The sequence below is a fragment of the Streptomyces sp. NPDC037054 genome (assembly GCF_055606745.1).
The window spans coordinates 469,844-486,159 of sequence record NZ_JBVJSJ010000005.1 but is presented as its reverse complement, the minus strand read 5'-3'; the positions used below and the strand labels follow the sequence as shown (position 1 = coordinate 486,159).

Below are 16,316 nucleotides of genomic sequence, written 5' to 3'. Positions count from 1 at the left end.
CAGGTCCCCGCTGTGTGCCTTACAAGGTTCAGCCGAAAATAGGGGCAGTGCTGTTGCCAAGCTGACACAAATTTCCCGGATGTCAGTTCGGCATATGGTGGAGGCCATGACAGACCAGGCCTCAGCCGCGAATTCGGAGACCCAGGACATTCCGGGCAAGCCGACGTCGGCGTCCCGCACCACACTCAGCCACATCATGACCCACAACGACACCAACCTCCTGGGTACGGTGCACGGCGGCGTGATCATGAAGCTGGTCGACGACGCGGCGGGCGCCGTGGCCGGGCGGCACTCCGGCGGCCCCGCCGTCACCGCGTCGATGGACGAGATGGCGTTCCTCGAACCGGTCCGCGTCGGCGACCTCGTCCATGTGAAGGCCCAGGTCAACTGGACCGGCCGGACCTCCATGGAGGTGGGCGTACGGGTGCTGGCCGAGCGCTGGAACGAGTCCGCGCCGCCCACCCAGGTCGGCTCCGCCTACCTCGTCTTCGCGGCGGTCGACGCCGACGGCAGGCCGCGCCGCGTCCCGCCGGTCCTCCCGGAGACCGAACAGGACAAGCGCCGCTACCAGGAGGCCCAGATCCGCCGCACCCACCGGCTGGCCCGCCGCCGGGCGATCATGGAACTCCGCGAGAAGCGGGCGGCGGAGGGCTTCGAGGACTGAGCCCCTCTCAAAACGTGGGCGGGCCCCCGGCGTTCGCGCCGGGGCCCGCCCATGTCCCGTCCCGTTACGGCAGGTTGCGCGCCATCACGATGCGCTGGACCTGGTTGGTGCCCTCGTAGATCTGAGTGATCTTGGCGTCGCGCATCATGCGCTCGACCGGGTAGTCGCGGGTGTAGCCGTAGCCGCCGAGGAGCTGGACGGCGTCCGTGGTGACCTCCATGGCGACGTCGGAGGCGTAGCACTTGGCGGCGGCGCCCTGGAAGGTGAGGTCGCTGTCGCCGCGCTCGGACTTGGCGGCGGCCTGGTAGGTCAGGGCGCGGGCGGCCTCGATCTTCATGGCCATGTCGGCGAGCATGAACTGGATGCCCTGGAAGTCGGCGATCGGCTTGCCGAACTGCTTGCGCTCCTGGACGTAGCCCTTGGCGTAGTCGAGGGCGCCCTGGGCGATGCCGAGGGCCTGGGCCGCGATGGTGATGCGGGTGTGGTCCAGGGTCTTCATCGCCGTGGCGAAGCCGGTGCCCTCCTCGCCGATCATGCGGTCGGCGGGGATGCGGACGTTGTCGAGGTAGACCTCGCGGGTCGGAGAGCCCTTGATGCCGAGCTTCTTCTCCGGGGCGCCGAAGGACACGCCGGGGTCGGACTTCTCGACGACGAACGCCGAGATTCCCTTGGAGCGCTTGGACGGGTCCGTGACGGCCATCACCGTGTAGTACTCGGAGACGCCCGCGTTGGTGATCCAGCGCTTCACGCCGTTGAGGACGTAGTGGTCGCCGTCGCGGACGGCCTTCGTCTTCATGCCGGCCGCGTCGGAGCCCGCGTCCGGCTCGGACAGGCAGTACGAGAACATCGCGTCGCCCTTGGCGAGCGGCGCCAGGTACTTCTTCTTCAGGTCCTCGGAGCCGGACAGGATCACCGGCAGGGAGCCCAGCTTGTTCACGGCCGGGATCAGGGAGGAGCTCGCGCAGACGCGGGCCACCTCCTCGATCACGATGACCGTGGCGAGCGCGTCGGCGCCCGCGCCGCCGTACTGCTCGGGCACGTGCACGGCGTGCAGGTCGTTGGCGACCAGGGCGTCCAGCGCCTCCTGGGGGAAGCGGGCCTCCTCGTCCACCGCGGCGGCGTGCGGCGAGATCTTCGCCTCGGCCAGCGAGCGGACGGCGTCACGGAGCATGTCGTGCTCCTCGGACGGGCGGTACAGGTCGAAATCAGCCGATCCGGCCAAGGTCTCTCACGCTCCAAATCGCTGTGATGCCTGTGCTAACTACCGTTAAGTAACTCAAATTTTATGGCGCTGCTCACTTCAGGGATACGTGAGCTTGGCGACAGGGCGAATCGCCGGAGGTGAAGTGGCCCGGTGGGGGCTCGTGCGAGCCCCGACTATGCTCGTGCAGCGCATCGCACGCCCCGCCCTGCCGTACCCCTGGAGCACCCATGGCCCTGAAGATCACCGTGATCGGCACCGGCTACCTCGGCGCCACCCACGCGGCGGCCATGGCCGAGCTCGGCTTCGAGGTGCTGGGCCTCGACGTCGTGCCCGAGAAGATCGAGACGCTCCAGCGCGGCCGGGTCCCGATGTACGAGCCGGGGCTGGAGGACCTGCTGCGCCGGCACGTGGCCGGGATCGAGGGCTCCACCGGGCGGCTGCGGTTCACGACCGACTGGGCCGAGGTGGCCGCGTTCGGCGATGTGCACTTCGTCTGCGTGAACACCCCGCAGAAGCACGGCGAGTACGCCTGCGACATGTCGTACGTCGACTCCGCGATCGCCTCCCTGGCCCCGCACCTGACCGGGCCGGCCCTGGTCGTCGGCAAGTCGACCGTGCCCGTCGGCTCCGCCGACCGCCTCGCCGCCTACCTGGCCGCGCACGCGCCCGCCGGAGCGGACGCCGAGCTGGCCTGGAACCCGGAGTTCCTGCGCGAGGGCTTCGCCGTCCAGGACACGCTGCACCCCGACCGGATCGTCGTCGGCGTGCGCAGCGAGCGGGCGGAGAAGCTGCTGCGCGAGGTGTACGCCACGCCGGTCGCCGAGGGCTCGCCGTTCGTGGTGACGGACTTCCCGACCGCCGAGCTGGTGAAGACGTCCGCGAACTCCTTCCTGGCCACGAAGATCTCCTTCATCAACGCGATGGCGGAGGTGTGCGAGGCCGCCGGCGGCGACGTGGCGAAGCTGGCCGAGGCCATCGGGTACGACGACCGGATCGGCAAGAAGTTCCTGCGGGCCGGCATCGGCTTCGGCGGCGGGTGCCTGCCGAAGGACATCCGGGCGTTCATGGCCCGCGCCGGTGAGCTGGGCGCGGACCAGGCGCTGACGTTCCTGCGCGAGATCGACTCGATCAACATGCGCCAGCGCGGGCAGATGGTGGAGCTGGCCCGGCAGGCGCTGGGCGGCGGGCCGTTCCTGGGCAAGCGGGTGGCCGTGCTGGGCGCGACCTTCAAGCCGGACTCGGACGACGTGCGGGACTCGCCCGCGCTGAACGTCGCCGGGCAGATCCACCTCCAGGGCGGCCAGGTCACCGTGTACGACCCGAAGGGCATGGACAACGCCCGCCGGATCTTCCCGACGCTCGGCTACGCGGACACCGCGCGGGACGCGGTGCGCGGCGCGGACGTGGTGCTGCACCTGACGGAGTGGCGGGAGTTCCGCGAGCTGGACCCGGCGGAGCTGGGCGAGGTCGCCGCGGCCCGGGTCGTCCTCGACGGGCGCAACGCGCTGGACGCCGAGCGGTGGCGGAAGGCCGGCTGGACGTACCGGGCGATGGGGCGGCCCACCGCCTGATCCCCCGGCCCGCCCGGAGAGGCGGGGCGACGCCGGTTCGGCCGAGGCTCAGTCGGCCGAACCGGCGTCTTCGTTCATTCTGCCGCACCCCGGCCGGGCCCGGCCGCGAACTCGGCGGCACTCACGCGCCCTTGGCGCGGTACCGGCGCATCTTCGCGCGCGCCCCGCACACCCGCATCGAGCACCAGCGGCCCCGGCCGGCGGGGCTGCGGTCGTAGTACGCCCAGAGGCAGTCGGTGGCCTCGCAGGCCTTGAGGCGGGTCCAGGTGCCGGCGACGAGGGCCTCGGCCACGGCCGCGGCGACGCGGGAGAGCAGGGGCCGGCCGTCGGCGGGGACCAGGGCGGCCGAGCCGTCGTGCTCGTCGACGGCGACGTGCAGGGGCGCGTGGGCGAGGAGGTCGCCGAGGGGGGTGACCTCCCGGTGGGCGGGGTGGCCCGCGTGGGCGAGGAGGGCGGCGCGCAGCGATTCGCGCAGGGCGCGGGCCCGGGGCAGCTCGTCCTCGGTGAGGGCGAAGGGCGCGCGGCCCTCCGGGGTGTCGAGCGAGTCGGCGCCCGTCTCCACGTCCAGCGTGTTGACCAGGGCTTCGATCAGCGCCAGCCCGCCGGGGGCGGGCGTTCTCTCACTCATGGTGCGACCTCATGCTTGCGACGTTACCCCCTATGCTGGAGCATGCAGTAACCGTTACTGGTTACTCGGTTCTATGGGTAACCGGTTCCATGAGTGACCGGTTCCATGGGAAACCGCGGACTTCAAGGAGGAAGTCATGGCTGTCGCCGAACTGGGCGTCGTCGTCCTGGACTGTCCCGACCCCCGCGCGCTGGCCGAGTTCTACGCCGGCGTGCTGGGCGGCACGGTGGAGGATCAGGGGGACTGGGTGGACCTGAAGCTCCCCGACGGGAAAAAGCTGGCGTTCCAGGCCGCCCCCGGCTTCGTCCCGCCGCAGTGGCCCGCCCCCGACCACTCGCAGCAGTTCCACCTCGACCTGAACGTGCCGGACCTGGACGAGGCGGAGAAGGCCGTGCTGGCGCTCGGGGCGAAGCCGCTGGACACCGAGGACCGCGCGCGGACCTTCCGGGTTTACGCGGATCCGGCCGGGCACCCGTTCTGTCTCTGCGCCTGCTGACCAGGAGGAAACATGCCCGTCGCCGCTCTCCGTTCCGTCGTCCTGGACTGTCCCGAGCCGCGTGAGCTGGCCCGCTTCTACGCGCAGGTCGCGGGCGGCACGCCCGAGGAGGAGGACCCCGACTGGGTGGTGCTCCAGGTGCCGGGCGGGCCCCGGCTCGCCTTCCAGCGTGCGCCGGGGCTCACCCCGCCGGAGTGGCCGCGCTCCGACCGGAACGCGCAGCAGTTCCACCTCGACTTCGACGCCGGGTCGACGTGGCAGGAGATCGACGCGGCGCACGAGAAGGTGCTGGCGCTGGGAGCGCGGCCGCTCGACCTGGAGGACCGGGAGAAGAAGGACTTCCTGGTGTACGCGGACCCGGCGGGACACCCGTTCTGTCTGTGCCGCATCGAGCACGGGTAGCCGCGAGCGCCCCTTCGCGCACCGCTCGCGGGCCGGTGGTCAGCCGTCGAGCTCGGAGATCCTCGCCGTGGACGGCGGGCGGCGTTCCTGTGCGGCCCGGGCCGTGAAGTCCGCGCCGCACAGGACCCGTTGGACGTTGCCCCAGGTCAGCAGCGCGACGTCCGCGTCGCTCCAGCCGCGGCCCAGCAGCTCGGCGACGAGGCGCGGGTAACAGGACGCGTCGCCGAGCTCCTGCGGGTGGGCGGTGCCGGTGTCGAACGTGCCGGACAGGCCGACGCCGTGCGGGCCGGCGACCGCGCGCACGTGGTCGAGGTGGTCGGCGACGTCGCGCACGGTCGGGCCGGTCTGCTCGGCGGTCAGCGGCACCATGCACAGGCCTCCGGCCGCGCCCAGCTCGGCGAGCAGGTCGTCGGGGAGGTTGGCCGGGTGGGGGCGCAGGGCGCGGGCGGCGGACCGGGTGCACAGCGCGGGCGCCTTGGAGACGGCGAAGGTGCGGCGCACGGTCTTCTCGGAGGCGCCGGTGAGGTCGGCGATGACGCCGAGCCGGTTCATCTCGCGCACGACTTCCTCGCCGAACCGGGTGAGGCCCGCCTCGCCCGCCCAGGAGACGCCGCTGAGCGTGAGGACGCGCAGGCCCAGGACGTGCAGGGCGCGCAGTACGACGAGGGAGTCGCCGAGGGCGGGGGCGTCGGCGGGACCGAGCAGGACGGCGGCGCGCCCGCAGTTGCGGGCGTCGGTGACCTCGCCGGCGCTGTACGCGAGGCGCAGGCCTTCGGGGTAGGAGCGGGTCACGGCCCGCACGAGGTCGATCTGCTCCACGGTCCCGGCGACGGCGCCGTCGCCGCGGCGTCCGTCGGGCAGGTGCAGCGACCAGAACAGGGCGCCGACGTGGCCCCGGCGCAGCCGGGGGATGTCGGTGTCGACGGCGCTCTCGCCAAGTTCCAGGTCGTACCAGTGCAGGTTGCGCAGGGTCCACGCCAGTCCGCTGTAGCCGTCGGCGACGGGGTGGGCGGCGAGCAGCGCCCGGGCCCGGCGCAGCGTGCCCTCGTGGTCCGCGCCCGCATGGTCCTCGTGGTCCTCGCCGGGGGCCGGCGCGGGGGATCCGGACGGGTACGGCTCGGCAGGGAACGGCTCCGTGAGCTCGGCGAACTCGCCGACCTCGCCGGCGGTGTGCAGGTCGTCCTGGAGATCTGCCATGGCGGGCTCCGTACGTCGTGATCGCGGTACGGTCACCGTCGCACGGAGCCCGGTGGGCTTCCTGGTGGGTGCGCCGTCCGGGCGTCACCCGGTTCAGCGACCCGGGGGGCGTCGAGCACGTCCGGCCGCCCCGCCCCGGCCGATCAGCCGTCCAGTTCCTCCAGCGTCGCGTTGGACGGGCCGCGGGTGGTCCGCAGGTCGCGGGCCACGTCCTCGGCGGCGCCCAGCACCCGAACCGCGTTCTGCCAGGTCAGCTTGGCCAGGTCGGTGGTCGACCAGCCGCGGTCGAGCAGTTCGGCGATCAGGTTCGGGTAGCCGGCGACGTCGTCCAGGCCCTCGGGGGTGAACGCCGTGCCGTCGTAGTCGCCGCCGATGCCGAGGTGGTCGATGCCGGCGACCTCGCGCATGTGGTCCAGGTGGTCGGCGACCGTGGCCGCCGTGGCGACCGGGCGGGGGTGGCGCTCCTCGAAGGCGCGGTGCACCTTCATCGCCTCGGCGGTGGTGTCGAGGTGGTGGAAGCCGTGCGCGCGCATGTTCTCGTCCGCGGCGGCCGTCCAGTCGACCGCCGCCTGGAGCACGAACTTCGGCACGAACGTCACCATCGCGACGCCGCCGTTGGCGGGCAGCCGCTCCAGCACGTCGTCCGGGATGTTGCGCGGGTGGTCGCACACGGTGCGGGACGAGGAGTGGGAGAAGATCACCGGCGCCGTCGAGGTGTCCAGCGCGTCCCGCATGGTCGTCGCGGCGACGTGCGACAGGTCGACGAGCATGCCGACGCGGTTCATCTCCCGCACGACCTCGCGGCCGAAGGCCGACAGGCCGCCGACGCCGGGCTCGTCCGTCGCCGAGTCCGCCCACGCCACGTTGTCGTTGTGGGTGAGCGTCATGTAGCGCACGCCCAGGGCGTACAGGCCGCGCAGGGTGGCGAGGGAGTTCGCGATCGAGTGGCCGCCCTCGGCGCCCATGAGGGAGGCGATACGGCCCTCGGCACGGGCCGCCTCCATGTCGGCCGCGGTCAGCGCCGGGGCCAGGTCCTTCGGGTGGCGCGCCAGCAACTGCCGTACGCAGTCGATCTGTTCGAGGGTCGCCGGCACCGGGTCGGGCAGGTCCGAGCGGACGTACACGGACCAGTACTGCGCGCCGACGCCGCCCGCCCGCAGGCGGGGGATGTCGGTGTGCAGGTGGGCGGCCTGGCCGCCGGCGATGTCGCGGGCGTCGAGGTCGTAGCGGACCTGCTCGCGCAGGGCCCACGGCAGGTCGTTGTGACCGTCGGCCACCGGGAACTCGCGAAGGAGTTCCCGGGCCCGGCCGAGGGCGGACGGCGTGGCCATCCGCGTCACTTCCCGAAGCCGAAGCCGGCCGAGCCGCTCTCGACCTTGGCGCGCAGCCGCTTGCCCTTCTCGGTGGCCTGGTCGTTCAGGTCCTGCTGGAACTCCCGCATGCGGCCGAGGAGTTCCTCGTCGTGCGCGGCGAGGATGCGGGCCGCGAGCAGACCGGCGTTGCGGGCACCGCCGACGGAGACCGTCGCCACGGGCACGCCGGCCGGCATCTGCACGATGGACAGCAGGGAGTCCATGCCGTCGAGGTACTTCAGCGGCACGGGCACGCCGATCACGGGCAGCGGCGTGACCGAGGCGAGCATGCCGGGCAGGTGCGCGGCGCCGCCCGCGCCCGCGACGATCACCTTCAGGCCGCGCTCGGCGGCCTGCTCGCCGTACGCGACCATCTCGCGCGGCATGCGGTGCGCGGAGACGACGTCGACCTCGTACGCGACCTCGAACTCGTCCAGGGCCTTGGCGGCGGCCTCCATGACGGGCCAGTCGGAGTCCGAACCCATGACGATGCCGACAACGGGGCTGCTCATTCGGTGATCGTGCCTCTCAGGTAGCCGGCAGCGTGACGGGCGCGCTCCAGCACGTCGTCCAGGTCGTCGCCGTAGGTGTTGACGTGGCCCACCTTGCGGCCGGGCTTCACGTCCTTGCCGTACATGTGGATCTTGAGCTGGGGGTCGCGGGCCATGCAGTGCAGGTACGCGGAGTACATGTCGGGGTAGTCGCCGCCGAGGACGTTGACCATGACCGTCCACTTCGCGCGCGGGCGCGGGTCGCCGAGCGGGAGGTCGAGGACGGCGCGCACGTGGTTGGCGAACTGGCTGGTGATCGCGCCGTCCATCGACCAGTGGCCGGAATTGTGCGGGCGCATGGCCAGCTCGTTGACGAGGACGCGGCCGTCGCGGGTCTGGAACAGCTCGACGGCGAGGTGGCCGACGACGCCGAGTTCCTTCGCGATGGTCAGCGCCATCTCCTCGGCGCGCAGCGCGAGGCCCTCGTCGAGGTCGGGGGCGGGCGCGATCACCGTGTCGCACACGCCGTTCACCTGCCGGGACTCCACGACCGGGTACGCCACGGCCTGGCCGTGCGGGGAGCGGACCACGTTGGCCGCCAGCTCGCGCACGAAGTCGACCTTCTCCTCGGCGAGGACCGGGACGCCGGCCCGGAACGGCTCGGCGGCCTCCTCGGCGGAGTCCACGACCCACACGCCCTTGCCGTCGTAGCCGCCGCGGACCGTCTTGAGGACGACGGGGAAGCCGTCGCCCTCCGCCGCGAACGCGGCCACGTCCTGCGGATCGGAGACGATCCTGTGCCGCGGGCAGGGCACGCCGATCGCGGTGAGCCGCGCGCGCATCACGCCCTTGTCCTGGGCGTGCTGAAGCGCGTCGGGGCCGGGGCGCACGGGGATGCCGTCCGCCTCCAGGGCCCTGAGGTGCTCGGTGGGCACGTGCTCGTGATCGAAGGTGATCACGTCACAACCGCGCGCGAAGTCACGCAGCGTGTCCAGGTCGCGATAGTCGCCGATGACGACGTCGCTCACGACCTGTGCCGCGGAGTCCTGGGGAGTGTCACTGAGGAGCTTGAACCTGATGCCCAACGGGATGCCCGCCTCGTGCGTCATACGAGCGAGCTGACCACCGCCGACCATGCCGACTACGGGGAACGTCACACCCCTAGGGTATCGGCCACGCCGGCATGACCGGTTTCCGGACCACCAGGGCCCAGAACCGGCCGTGCGGCCCCGCCCCGCGTCGTCCACCAGGAAGATCGCGCGGAGGGGTGGATAGCATGGCTTGGTTGACGCAACCGACAAGACGGGGGCCTGCACGACCATGGAACGCGGCTCCTCGGGGCTCCGACGGATCGTCCACGAAGTCGCCAAGTTCGGCGCCGTGGGCGGAGCCGGTGTGCTGGTCAACCTCCTCGTCTTCAACCTGGTGCGGCACCTGACCGACCTCCAGGTGGTGCGGGCGGGCGTCATCGCGACCGTCGTCGCCATCGCCTTCAACTACGTCGGCTTCCGCTACTTCACCTACCGGGACCGCGACAAGAGCGGCCGCACCCGGGAACTGACCCTGTTCCTGCTGTTCAGCGCCGTCGGCCTGGTGATCGAGAACGGCGTGCTGTACGTGGCGACGTACGGCTTCGGCTGGAACACGCCGCTGCAGAACAACATCTTCAAGTTCGTCGGCATCGGCGTCGCCACCCTGTTCCGCTTCTGGTCGTACCGCACCTGGGTCTTTCGCGCGCTGCCCGCCCACGGGACGGCGGCCGAGGTGGACGCGCTCCTGAGGAAGGAACGGGAGAAGGCGAAGCGGCAGCAGCGCGTCCGGGCCTGAGCCGGGGCGCCCGCGGGCCGCTCAGCGCACGGTCGGCTCGTCCGCGCCCTTCTTCGACGGCGGCGTCCGCGACAGGAACAGGCCGAACACCGGCGGCTTGGTCTGGAGCATCTCCAGGCGCCCGCCGTCGGCCTCCGCCAGGTCACGGGCCACGGCCAGGCCGATGCCGGTGGAGTTGCGGCCGCTGATGGTCCGCTCGAAGATCCGCGCCCCGAGGTCCGGCGGCACTCCGGGGCCCTCGTCGGTGACCTCGATGACGGCCTGGTTGCCGGTGACGCGGGTGCGCAGCGCGACCGTGCCGCCGCCGTGCATCAGCGAGTTCTCGATCAGCGCGGCCAGTACCTGCGCGACCGCGCCCGGGGTGCCGACCGCCTCCAGGTGCCGCTTGCCGGAGCTGACGATCGCCCGGCCGGCCTTGCTGTAGGCGGGCCGCCACTCGGCGAGCTGCTGCTGGATGACCTCGTCCAGGTCGAAGGTGACGGCGGAGCCGGTGCGCGGGTCGCGGGAGTTCGTCAGCAGCCGCTGCACCACGTCGGTGAGCCGCTCCACCTGCGCCAGCGCGATCGTCGCCTCGTCCTTCACCGTCTCCAGGTCCTCGGTGAGGGTGATCTCCTCCAGCCGCATCGACAGCGCCGTCAGCGGCGTCCGCAGCTGGTGGGAGGCGTCGGCGGCCAGGCGCCGCTCGGCGGTGAGCATGCGGGCGATGCGCTCGGCGGAGGCGTCCAGCACGTCCGCCACCCGGTCCAGCTCGGGCACGCCGTACCGCCGGTGCCGGGGTCGCGGGTCGCCGGAGCCGAGGCGCTCGGCGGTCTCGGCGAGGTCGGTGAGCGGGGAGGCGAGCCGGTTGGCCTGGCGCACCGCGAGCAGCACCGCCGCGACGACCGCGAGCAGCGCCACCGCTGCGATGATCAGCAGCGTGCGGGCGACCTCGCGGGTCACCTCCGAGCGCGGCTCCGCCACGACGACGGTCTCGCCGCCCTCGCCGAGGGCCCTGCCCTCGATGACGTCGCCCTCCGGCCTGGAGCCGATCACCATGGGCCGCTCGCCCGGGATGCGGATCACGGCGTAGCGCTGCTGGGCGACCTGCTCGACCTGGGCGCGCAGCACCTCGGTGTCGACGCGCTCGGCGGTGAGCAGCCGGCTGTCGACGATGCTGGCCAGGCGCAGCGCCTCGGACTCCACGCGCTCCTGGGCGCTGTTGCTGATCGTCCGGGTCTCGACGATGACGAGGGAGACGCCGAAGACGGCGATCACGACGAGGACCACGGCGAGCGTGGACTGGATCAGTCGGCGGCGCATGACCTCTTACTTGCCTGTGCGGGGCCGGGCCTCACGGAACCCGGACGGTGAGGCCCCCGGCGGGGCTCAGTTCTTCTCGAAGCGGAAGCCCACGCCGCGGACGGTGGCGATGTAGCGGGGGTTCGCCGCGTCGTCGCCGAGCTTCTTGCGCAGCCAGGAGATGTGCATGTCGAGGGTCTTGGTGGAGGACCACCAGGTGGTGTCCCAGACCTCGCGCATCAGCTGGTCCCGTGTGACGACCCGGCCGGCGTCGCGCACGAGCACCCGCAGCAGGTCGAACTCCTTGGCGGTGAGCTGGAGCTCCTCCTCCCCCATCCAGGCGCGGTGCGACTCGACGTCGATGCGCACGCCGTGCGTGGCGGGGGGCTGGTGGGGCTCGGCGGCGCCGCGCCGCAGCAGGGCGCGGACCCGGGCGAGCAGTTCGGCGAGCCGGAAGGGCTTGGTGACGTAGTCGTCGGCGCCCGCGTCCAGGCCCACCACGGTGTCGACCTCGTCGGCGCGCGCGGTGAGGATGAGGATCGGCACGCTGTGGCCGTCGGCGCGCAGCCGCCGGGCGACCTCCAGGCCGTCCATGCCCGGCAGTCCGAGGTCCAGCACGACCAGGTCGACGCCGCCCTGCAGCCCGGCGTCGAGTGCGGCGGGTCCGTCCTCGCGGACCTCGACCTCGTACCCTTCGCGGCGCAGTGCGCGGGCCAGCGGCTCCGAGATGGACGCGTCGTCCTCGGCGAGCAGTACACGGGTCATGGAGCGATGGTAGTCCCGCGACGACAAGAGCCGGGGTGTGATCGCCAAGGTCGTTCCTTACCCCCGGCACACCGACTTCTTACCTTCGGGGGCCGGTGGGCGGACCTGTGGGTATGGGGTGCGATCCTGAGAAGGACCTTGGAATGAGTGGCCGCGGTTCCCCTGCCACCTGTGATCCGTGTCTCAAGCCCTTCCATACCAGGCGGTGTCCTGACGTAGGGTGAATCACCGCCTGTAGCACCTGAGGTCCTTTGGCGAGCCATTTGACGCCGAAGGTCACTTTTATGTGCTCCCCCCACCGGGCGCGCATCACATCCGGGAGCGCGTCCCGACCAGCAAGGATCGACCATGGCGTCCAGCCTGACGAAGGACTCGGTCACCCCGGGCACCCCCGGGTCCGAGAAGACCTTCTTCGGCCACCCCCGCGGACTGGCCACTCTCTTCATGACCGAGATGTGGGAGCGCTTCTCCTACTACGGCATGAGGGCTCTGCTCCCGCTGTACCTCGTCGCACCGGGCGGCCTGCACCTCGACGCCGGCACGGCGACGGCGATCTACTCCGTGTACGTGTCGCTGGTCTACCTGCTGGCGATGCCCGGCGGCTGGTTCGGCGACCGCGTCTGGGGCCCCCGCAAGACCGTGGCCGTCGCCGGCGCGGTCATCATGCTGGGCCACCTGACGCTGGCCCTGCCCGCCTCCGGCACCTTCTACGCCGGCCTCGGCCTGGTCGCGATCGGCTCGGGTCTGCTGAAGGCCAACATCTCCACGATGGTCGGCCACCTCTACGACGGCCCGGACGACCCGCGCCGCGACGGCGGCTTCACCGTGTTCTACATGGGCATCAACCTCGGTGCCTTCGCCGCGCCGCTGATCATCGGCACCGTCGGTGAGAGCGTCAACTGGCACCTGGGCTTCGCGCTCGCCGCGCTCGGCATGGCGCTGGGCCTCGTGCAGTTCCTGCTCGGCAGCCGCCACCTGGCCGACCGCTCCAGCGTCGTCCCGAAGCCGCTGTCGGCGGCCGAGAAGACGTCCACGCTGCGCAAGGCCGCGATCTGGGCCGGCATCGCCGCCGTCTTCTACGCGATCGTCGGCTTCTCCGGCTCGTACACGCTGAACTGGATCCTGGTCCCGCTGACCCTGCTCGGCGTGATCATCCCGGTGATGGTGCTGGTCAACATCAAGCGCGACAAGGAACTCGACCGCGCCGAGCAGTCGAAGATGTCCGCGTACATCTGGTTCTTCGTCGCCGCCGCCGTGTTCTGGATGATCTACGACCAGGGCGGCTCGACCCTGTCGATCTTCGCCGACTCCTCCGCCGACAACAGCGTGCTGGGCTGGGAGTTCCCGGTCTCCTGGTACCAGTCGGTCAACCCGGTCCTGATCATGGCGCTGGCCCCGTTGTTCGCCTGGTTCTGGCTGGCGCTGAACCGGCGCGGCAAGGAGCCGAGCACGATCGTGAAGTTCGCCTCGGGCCTCGTCCTGGTCGGCGTGTCCTTCTTCCTCTTCCTGGCCCCGCTGTCCATCGCCGACGGCGGCCACAAGGCGGCCGCGCTGTGGCTGGTGGCGATCTACTTCACGCAGACCGTCGGTGAGCTGCTGCTCTCCCCGGTCGGCCTGTCGGTCACCACGAAGATGGCGCCCGCGAAGTACGCCTCGCAGATGATGGGCGTCTGGTTCCTGGCCGTCACCGCCGGTGACGCCACCACCGGCCTGCTCTCCATCGCCGGGGTGGACCTGAACAAGACGGGCATCGTCGCCCTGGAGGCCACGCTCGCCGTGGTCGCCGGTGGCGCGGTGTGGATGTACCGCAACAAGGTCAAGGCACTCATGGGCGACGTCCGCTGACGCACGCCCCGCCCGACCCGCCCGACGGGAAAGGGCCGCCGCACCTCGTGGTGCGGCGGCCCTTCGTCGTTGTGCCGCGTGCGTGCAGTAACCCTTCGTCGTTGTGCCGCGTGCCCCGTACGCGCTCGTCGCGGCGTGCGCTCTCGGGCGCCCGGGCGGCGGCTGTTACGCGGGTGCCCCGAGTTCCGCCCACACGGTCTTGCCCGCGACACCGGGGGTCCGTACGACGCCCCAGTCCAGGCAGAGCCGCTGGACGATGAACATGCCGTGGCCGCCGGGCCGCCCGGCGCGGTGCGGAGTGCGCGGCGCCGGCTGGCCCGTGCCGCGGTCGGAGACCTCCAGGCGGATCACCTTGTTGTCGCAGGCGATCCACAGCTGGTCCGGGCCCTCGGCGTGCAGACAGGCGTTGGTGACCAGTTCGGAGACGACCAGCAGCACGTCCTCCGCCGCGGCCCGCTGGTCGGCGGTCGCGGCGGGCAGCCAGCCCCACGCGTACAGCGCCTGGCGGGTGAAGTCGCGCGCGAGCGGCACCACCCCGCTCTGGCCCTCGAAGCTCAGCCTGCGGACCTGCCGCCGCCCCTCGGACGCCACGGACGGCACGGCGGCGACCGGGCCCCGGTCGGAGCCGCCGGCCGCCGGCACTCCGTCCTGGCCCCCCTGAGCCGTCGCCGACAGGCCGCGCTCGGGCGCCCCGGTCGCCGGTACGCCCCCGTCGGACGCCCCGGAAGCGCCGCTGGGCTCCGGACCGCGGTCGCCCGGCGGGTAAGGCCGGGTGGTGCTCATCAGCGCTTCACCTCACCGATTCACCAGTTCACGATTCTCAACGTCTCTGCACTGCCGGTCGCGCGGCCCGTGTCCCATGTCACCCCACGGCGTCCGGGCCGCCTCGGCGGCCGACCGGCCCAGGTTGTCTCCTGCCCTGCCGTTGCAGCAGAACACCCCTGTCTTCGGCACGGATGACGTGACAGAAGAGATACGCCGGTCACATGGTGACGAGCGGGGCATGGCCACGACCCGGCCGCCGGCTCAGCCGGCCTCGCCGGCCAGGGCGTCCTTGAGGGTGTCGTGAACGGTGAAGACCGCTTCCGCACCCGTGATCTCGAACACCCGGGCCACCACCGGCTGCATGGCCGCGAGGTGCACCCCGCCGCCGCCGGCCTCCGCCTTCAGCCTCGCGCCGAGGAGCACGTTGAGCCCCGTGGAGTCACAGAACTCCAGGCGCGAGCAGTCGATGACCAGCCTTGTGAAGCCCTTGGCGATGCATGCCTCGAGTGGCTCGCGCAACAGATCGGCGGTGTGGTGGTCCAACTCACCCGCCGGGGTCACGACGGCACTGGGGCCCTCTTCCCGCACCTCTACCAAGAGCCGGCCCGACTGTGCGCTGCCGACCGTCCCGCGGTCCATGCCGTCTCTCTCTCCCGACGTCGTGGCTGCTTGCTGACGCCCTCGAACACTACGCCTTCCGGCAGGGCTTCGACAGCCGAACAACCCCTGAAACCGGACATACCAGGATAGAACGCACTTGCGATCGCCCTGGTAAAGCGGGTAGGGCTAGTAAGGACACGTACCCGAACACGGCCGGCTTTGGAGGCGCCGCACACCGCAGTGCACGTATTGGCTTCGGCAGCCATATGCCGAGAACGATGGAGGACATCATGTCACCCCGGCTCGACGGATCGCCTACCCACAAAGCGACGTCGACATCCCCTCCGGAACATCTGGATCCCATCGAGCGCGACGACGTCGGCGCCCTGGCGGACGACCTGCTCGCCGGACTTCCGGACATCCCCCCGTACGACGAGGTCGCACCGGACGACGCGCGAGCCCTGTCCAAGACCCTCTTCGAGCGCCTGGAGTCGCTGGAGGAAGGCACGCACGAGTACTCGTACGTGCGCAACACGCTCGTCGAACTCAACCTCGCGCTCGTCAAGTTCGCCGCCTCCCGGTTCCGCTCCCGCAGCGAGCCGATGGAGGACATCATCCAGGTCGGCACCATCGGCCTGATCAAGGCGATCGACCGCTTCGAACTCAGCCGTGGTGTCGAGTTCCCCACTTTCGCGATGCCGACCATCATCGGCGAGATCAAGCGCTTCTTCCGCGACACGTCGTGGTCCGTGCGCGTGCCGCGGCGTCTGCAGGAGCTCCGGCTCGACCTGGCCAAGGCCGGGGACGAGCTCGCCCAGCAGCTGGACCGCGCGCCGACGGTGCCCGAACTGGCGGAACGGCTCGGCATCTCCAACGACGAGGTCGTCGAGGGCATGGCGGCGTCCAACGCCTACACCGCCAGCTCCCTGGACGCGCAGCCGGAGGAGGGCGATGCCGAGGGCGCCCTCGCCGACCGCATCGGCTACGAGGACCACGGACTCGAGGGCATCGAGTACGTCGAGTCCCTGAAGCCGCTGATCGCCGAGCTCCCGCCCCGGGACCGGAAGATCCTCTCCCTCCGCTTCGTCGCGGGCATGACCCAGTCGGAGATCGGCGACGAACTCGGCATCTCCCAGATGCACGTCTCGCGGCTGCTGTCACGGACCCTGGTGCGGCTGCGCAAGGGACTGACCGTCGAGGACTGACACCCCGCCCGCGGTGGGCGCCCCAG

At 71.4% G+C, this 16,316-nt stretch carries 17 protein-coding genes; 7 read left to right on the top strand and 10 right to left on the bottom strand.

Going from position 1 to position 16,316, the window contains the following annotated elements; genetic code table 11:
- Positions 1–106 precede the first annotated feature (106 nt).
- Positions 107–664, top strand: a complete 558-nt coding sequence (locus ACZ7D7_RS15660) for an acyl-CoA thioesterase (RefSeq protein WP_470824794.1) — start codon at positions 107–109, stop codon at positions 662–664.
- Positions 665–728: 64 nt separating this feature from the next.
- Here ACZ7D7_RS15660 and ACZ7D7_RS15655 read toward each other — a convergent pair whose 3' ends face one another.
- Positions 729–1,886 carry an acyl-CoA dehydrogenase gene (locus ACZ7D7_RS15655; RefSeq protein ID WP_470824793.1) on the bottom strand — a complete coding sequence of 386 codons (1,158 nt, stop codon included), beginning with the start codon at positions 1,884–1,886 and terminating at the stop codon, positions 729–731.
- Positions 1,887–2,095: 209 nt separating this feature from the next.
- Here ACZ7D7_RS15655 and ACZ7D7_RS15650 point away from each other — a divergent pair, with 209 nt between their 5' ends.
- Positions 2,096–3,439 (top strand): UDP-glucose dehydrogenase family protein, encoded by a 1,344-nt coding sequence (locus ACZ7D7_RS15650; protein WP_470824792.1) that lies wholly within the window; start codon positions 2,096–2,098, stop codon positions 3,437–3,439.
- A 121-nt stretch (positions 3,440–3,560) separates the two neighbouring features.
- Here ACZ7D7_RS15650 and ACZ7D7_RS15645 read toward each other — a convergent pair whose 3' ends face one another.
- Complete coding sequence (locus ACZ7D7_RS15645; RefSeq protein ID WP_470824791.1) at positions 3,561–4,067, bottom strand: CGNR zinc finger domain-containing protein; 507 nt, start codon at positions 4,065–4,067, stop codon at positions 3,561–3,563.
- A gap of 136 nt (positions 4,068–4,203) precedes the next feature.
- Here ACZ7D7_RS15645 and ACZ7D7_RS15640 point away from each other — a divergent pair, with 136 nt between their 5' ends.
- Entirely contained in the window at positions 4,204–4,563 is a 360-nt protein-coding gene (locus tag ACZ7D7_RS15640) for a VOC family protein (RefSeq protein ID WP_470824790.1), read from the top strand.
- A 12-nt stretch (positions 4,564–4,575) separates the two neighbouring features.
- A complete protein-coding gene (locus tag ACZ7D7_RS15635; RefSeq protein ID WP_470824788.1) occupies positions 4,576–4,965 on the top strand; it encodes a VOC family protein in 390 nt (129 codons plus the stop codon).
- A 39-nt stretch (positions 4,966–5,004) separates the two neighbouring features.
- Here the strand turns inward: ACZ7D7_RS15635 and ACZ7D7_RS15630 are convergent, their stop codons facing one another.
- The 4 genes from ACZ7D7_RS15630 to ACZ7D7_RS15615 form a co-directional block, all read right to left on the bottom strand.
- The gene (locus ACZ7D7_RS15630) at positions 5,005–6,162 is read right to left on the bottom strand and encodes a dipeptidase (protein ID WP_470824787.1); all 1,158 of its coding nucleotides are present in this window, start codon (positions 6,160–6,162) and stop codon (positions 5,005–5,007) included.
- 143 nt (positions 6,163–6,305) lie between these two features.
- Positions 6,306–7,493, bottom strand: coding sequence for a dipeptidase (locus ACZ7D7_RS15625; protein ID WP_470824785.1), 1,188 nt, complete (start codon positions 7,491–7,493; stop codon positions 6,306–6,308).
- A gap of 5 nt (positions 7,494–7,498) precedes the next feature.
- Positions 7,499–8,026 carry a 5-(carboxyamino)imidazole ribonucleotide mutase gene (gene purE / locus ACZ7D7_RS15620; protein ID WP_470824783.1) on the bottom strand — a complete coding sequence of 176 codons (528 nt, stop codon included), beginning with the start codon at positions 8,024–8,026 and terminating at the stop codon, positions 7,499–7,501.
- Positions 8,023–9,162 (bottom strand): 5-(carboxyamino)imidazole ribonucleotide synthase, encoded by a 1,140-nt coding sequence (locus ACZ7D7_RS15615; RefSeq protein ID WP_470824781.1) that lies wholly within the window; start codon positions 9,160–9,162, stop codon positions 8,023–8,025. The genes purE and ACZ7D7_RS15615 overlap by 4 nt, the downstream gene beginning before the upstream one ends.
- Positions 9,163–9,325: 163 nt before the next feature.
- Between ACZ7D7_RS15615 and ACZ7D7_RS15610 the strand changes: the two genes are divergently transcribed.
- A complete protein-coding gene (locus ACZ7D7_RS15610; RefSeq protein ID WP_470824844.1) occupies positions 9,326–9,832 on the top strand; it encodes a GtrA family protein in 507 nt (168 codons plus the stop codon).
- 21 nt (positions 9,833–9,853) lie between these two features.
- Here ACZ7D7_RS15610 and ACZ7D7_RS15605 read toward each other — a convergent pair whose 3' ends face one another.
- Together ACZ7D7_RS15605 and ACZ7D7_RS15600 are read right to left on the bottom strand one after the other, a co-directional pair.
- Complete coding sequence (locus ACZ7D7_RS15605) at positions 9,854–11,131, bottom strand: ATP-binding protein (RefSeq protein ID WP_470824780.1); 1,278 nt, start codon at positions 11,129–11,131, stop codon at positions 9,854–9,856.
- Between the two features lie 66 nt (positions 11,132–11,197).
- A complete protein-coding gene (locus ACZ7D7_RS15600) occupies positions 11,198–11,875 on the bottom strand; it encodes a response regulator transcription factor (RefSeq protein ID WP_470824779.1) in 678 nt (225 codons plus the stop codon).
- Positions 11,876–12,223: 348 nt separating this feature from the next.
- Between ACZ7D7_RS15600 and ACZ7D7_RS15595 the strand changes: the two genes are divergently transcribed.
- Positions 12,224–13,720: an oligopeptide:H+ symporter gene (locus ACZ7D7_RS15595; RefSeq protein ID WP_470824777.1), complete on the top strand. Its 1,497-nt coding sequence runs from the start codon at positions 12,224–12,226 to the stop codon at positions 13,718–13,720.
- Positions 13,721–13,885: 165 nt separating this feature from the next.
- Here the strand turns inward: ACZ7D7_RS15595 and ACZ7D7_RS15590 are convergent, their stop codons facing one another.
- Both ACZ7D7_RS15590 and ACZ7D7_RS15585 read right to left on the bottom strand, forming a co-directional pair.
- Positions 13,886–14,503, bottom strand: coding sequence for an ATP-binding protein (locus tag ACZ7D7_RS15590; RefSeq protein WP_470824776.1), 618 nt, complete (start codon positions 14,501–14,503; stop codon positions 13,886–13,888).
- 243 nt (positions 14,504–14,746) lie between these two features.
- Positions 14,747–15,124 carry an STAS domain-containing protein gene (locus ACZ7D7_RS15585; RefSeq protein ID WP_470824775.1) on the bottom strand — a complete coding sequence of 126 codons (378 nt, stop codon included), beginning with the start codon at positions 15,122–15,124 and terminating at the stop codon, positions 14,747–14,749.
- A gap of 239 nt (positions 15,125–15,363) precedes the next feature.
- On the opposite strand from ACZ7D7_RS15585, the gene ACZ7D7_RS15580 reads away from it, so the two are divergent.
- On the top strand, positions 15,364–16,290 hold the full coding sequence (locus ACZ7D7_RS15580; RefSeq protein ID WP_470824773.1) for an RNA polymerase sigma factor SigF: 927 nt from the start codon (positions 15,364–15,366) through the stop codon (positions 16,288–16,290).
- Positions 16,291–16,316: the final 26 nt, after the last annotated feature.

Bases quoted from the DNA above. Each gene is read 5' to 3' on its own strand.
- ACZ7D7_RS15635 (WP_470824788.1), top strand. From the start codon at position 4,576: ATGCCCGTCGCCGCTCTCCGTTCCGTCGTCCTGGACTGTCCCGAGCCG.
- ACZ7D7_RS15625 (WP_470824785.1), bottom strand. From the start codon at position 7,493: ATGGCCACGCCGTCCGCCCTCGGCCGGGCCCGGGAACTCCTTCGCGAG.
- ACZ7D7_RS15645 (WP_470824791.1), bottom strand. From the start codon at position 4,067: ATGAGTGAGAGAACGCCCGCCCCCGGCGGGCTGGCGCTGATCGAAGCC.
- purE (WP_470824783.1), bottom strand. From the start codon at position 8,026: ATGAGCAGCCCCGTTGTCGGCATCGTCATGGGTTCGGACTCCGACTGG.
- ACZ7D7_RS15650 (WP_470824792.1), top strand. From the start codon at position 2,096: ATGGCCCTGAAGATCACCGTGATCGGCACCGGCTACCTCGGCGCCACC.
- ACZ7D7_RS15580 (WP_470824773.1), top strand. From the start codon at position 15,364: ATGGAGGACATCATGTCACCCCGGCTCGACGGATCGCCTACCCACAAA.
- ACZ7D7_RS15595 (WP_470824777.1), top strand. From the start codon at position 12,224: ATGGCGTCCAGCCTGACGAAGGACTCGGTCACCCCGGGCACCCCCGGG.
- ACZ7D7_RS15610 (WP_470824844.1), top strand. From the start codon at position 9,326: ATGGAACGCGGCTCCTCGGGGCTCCGACGGATCGTCCACGAAGTCGCC.
- ACZ7D7_RS15605 (WP_470824780.1), bottom strand. From the start codon at position 11,131: ATGCGCCGCCGACTGATCCAGTCCACGCTCGCCGTGGTCCTCGTCGTG.
- ACZ7D7_RS15585 (WP_470824775.1), bottom strand. From the start codon at position 15,124: ATGGACCGCGGGACGGTCGGCAGCGCACAGTCGGGCCGGCTCTTGGTA.
- ACZ7D7_RS15600 (WP_470824779.1), bottom strand. From the start codon at position 11,875: ATGACCCGTGTACTGCTCGCCGAGGACGACGCGTCCATCTCGGAGCCG.
- ACZ7D7_RS15660 (WP_470824794.1), top strand. From the start codon at position 107: ATGACAGACCAGGCCTCAGCCGCGAATTCGGAGACCCAGGACATTCCG.
- ACZ7D7_RS15590 (WP_470824776.1), bottom strand. From the start codon at position 14,503: ATGAGCACCACCCGGCCTTACCCGCCGGGCGACCGCGGTCCGGAGCCC.
- ACZ7D7_RS15640 (WP_470824790.1), top strand. From the start codon at position 4,204: ATGGCTGTCGCCGAACTGGGCGTCGTCGTCCTGGACTGTCCCGACCCC.
- ACZ7D7_RS15630 (WP_470824787.1), bottom strand. From the start codon at position 6,162: ATGGCAGATCTCCAGGACGACCTGCACACCGCCGGCGAGGTCGGCGAG.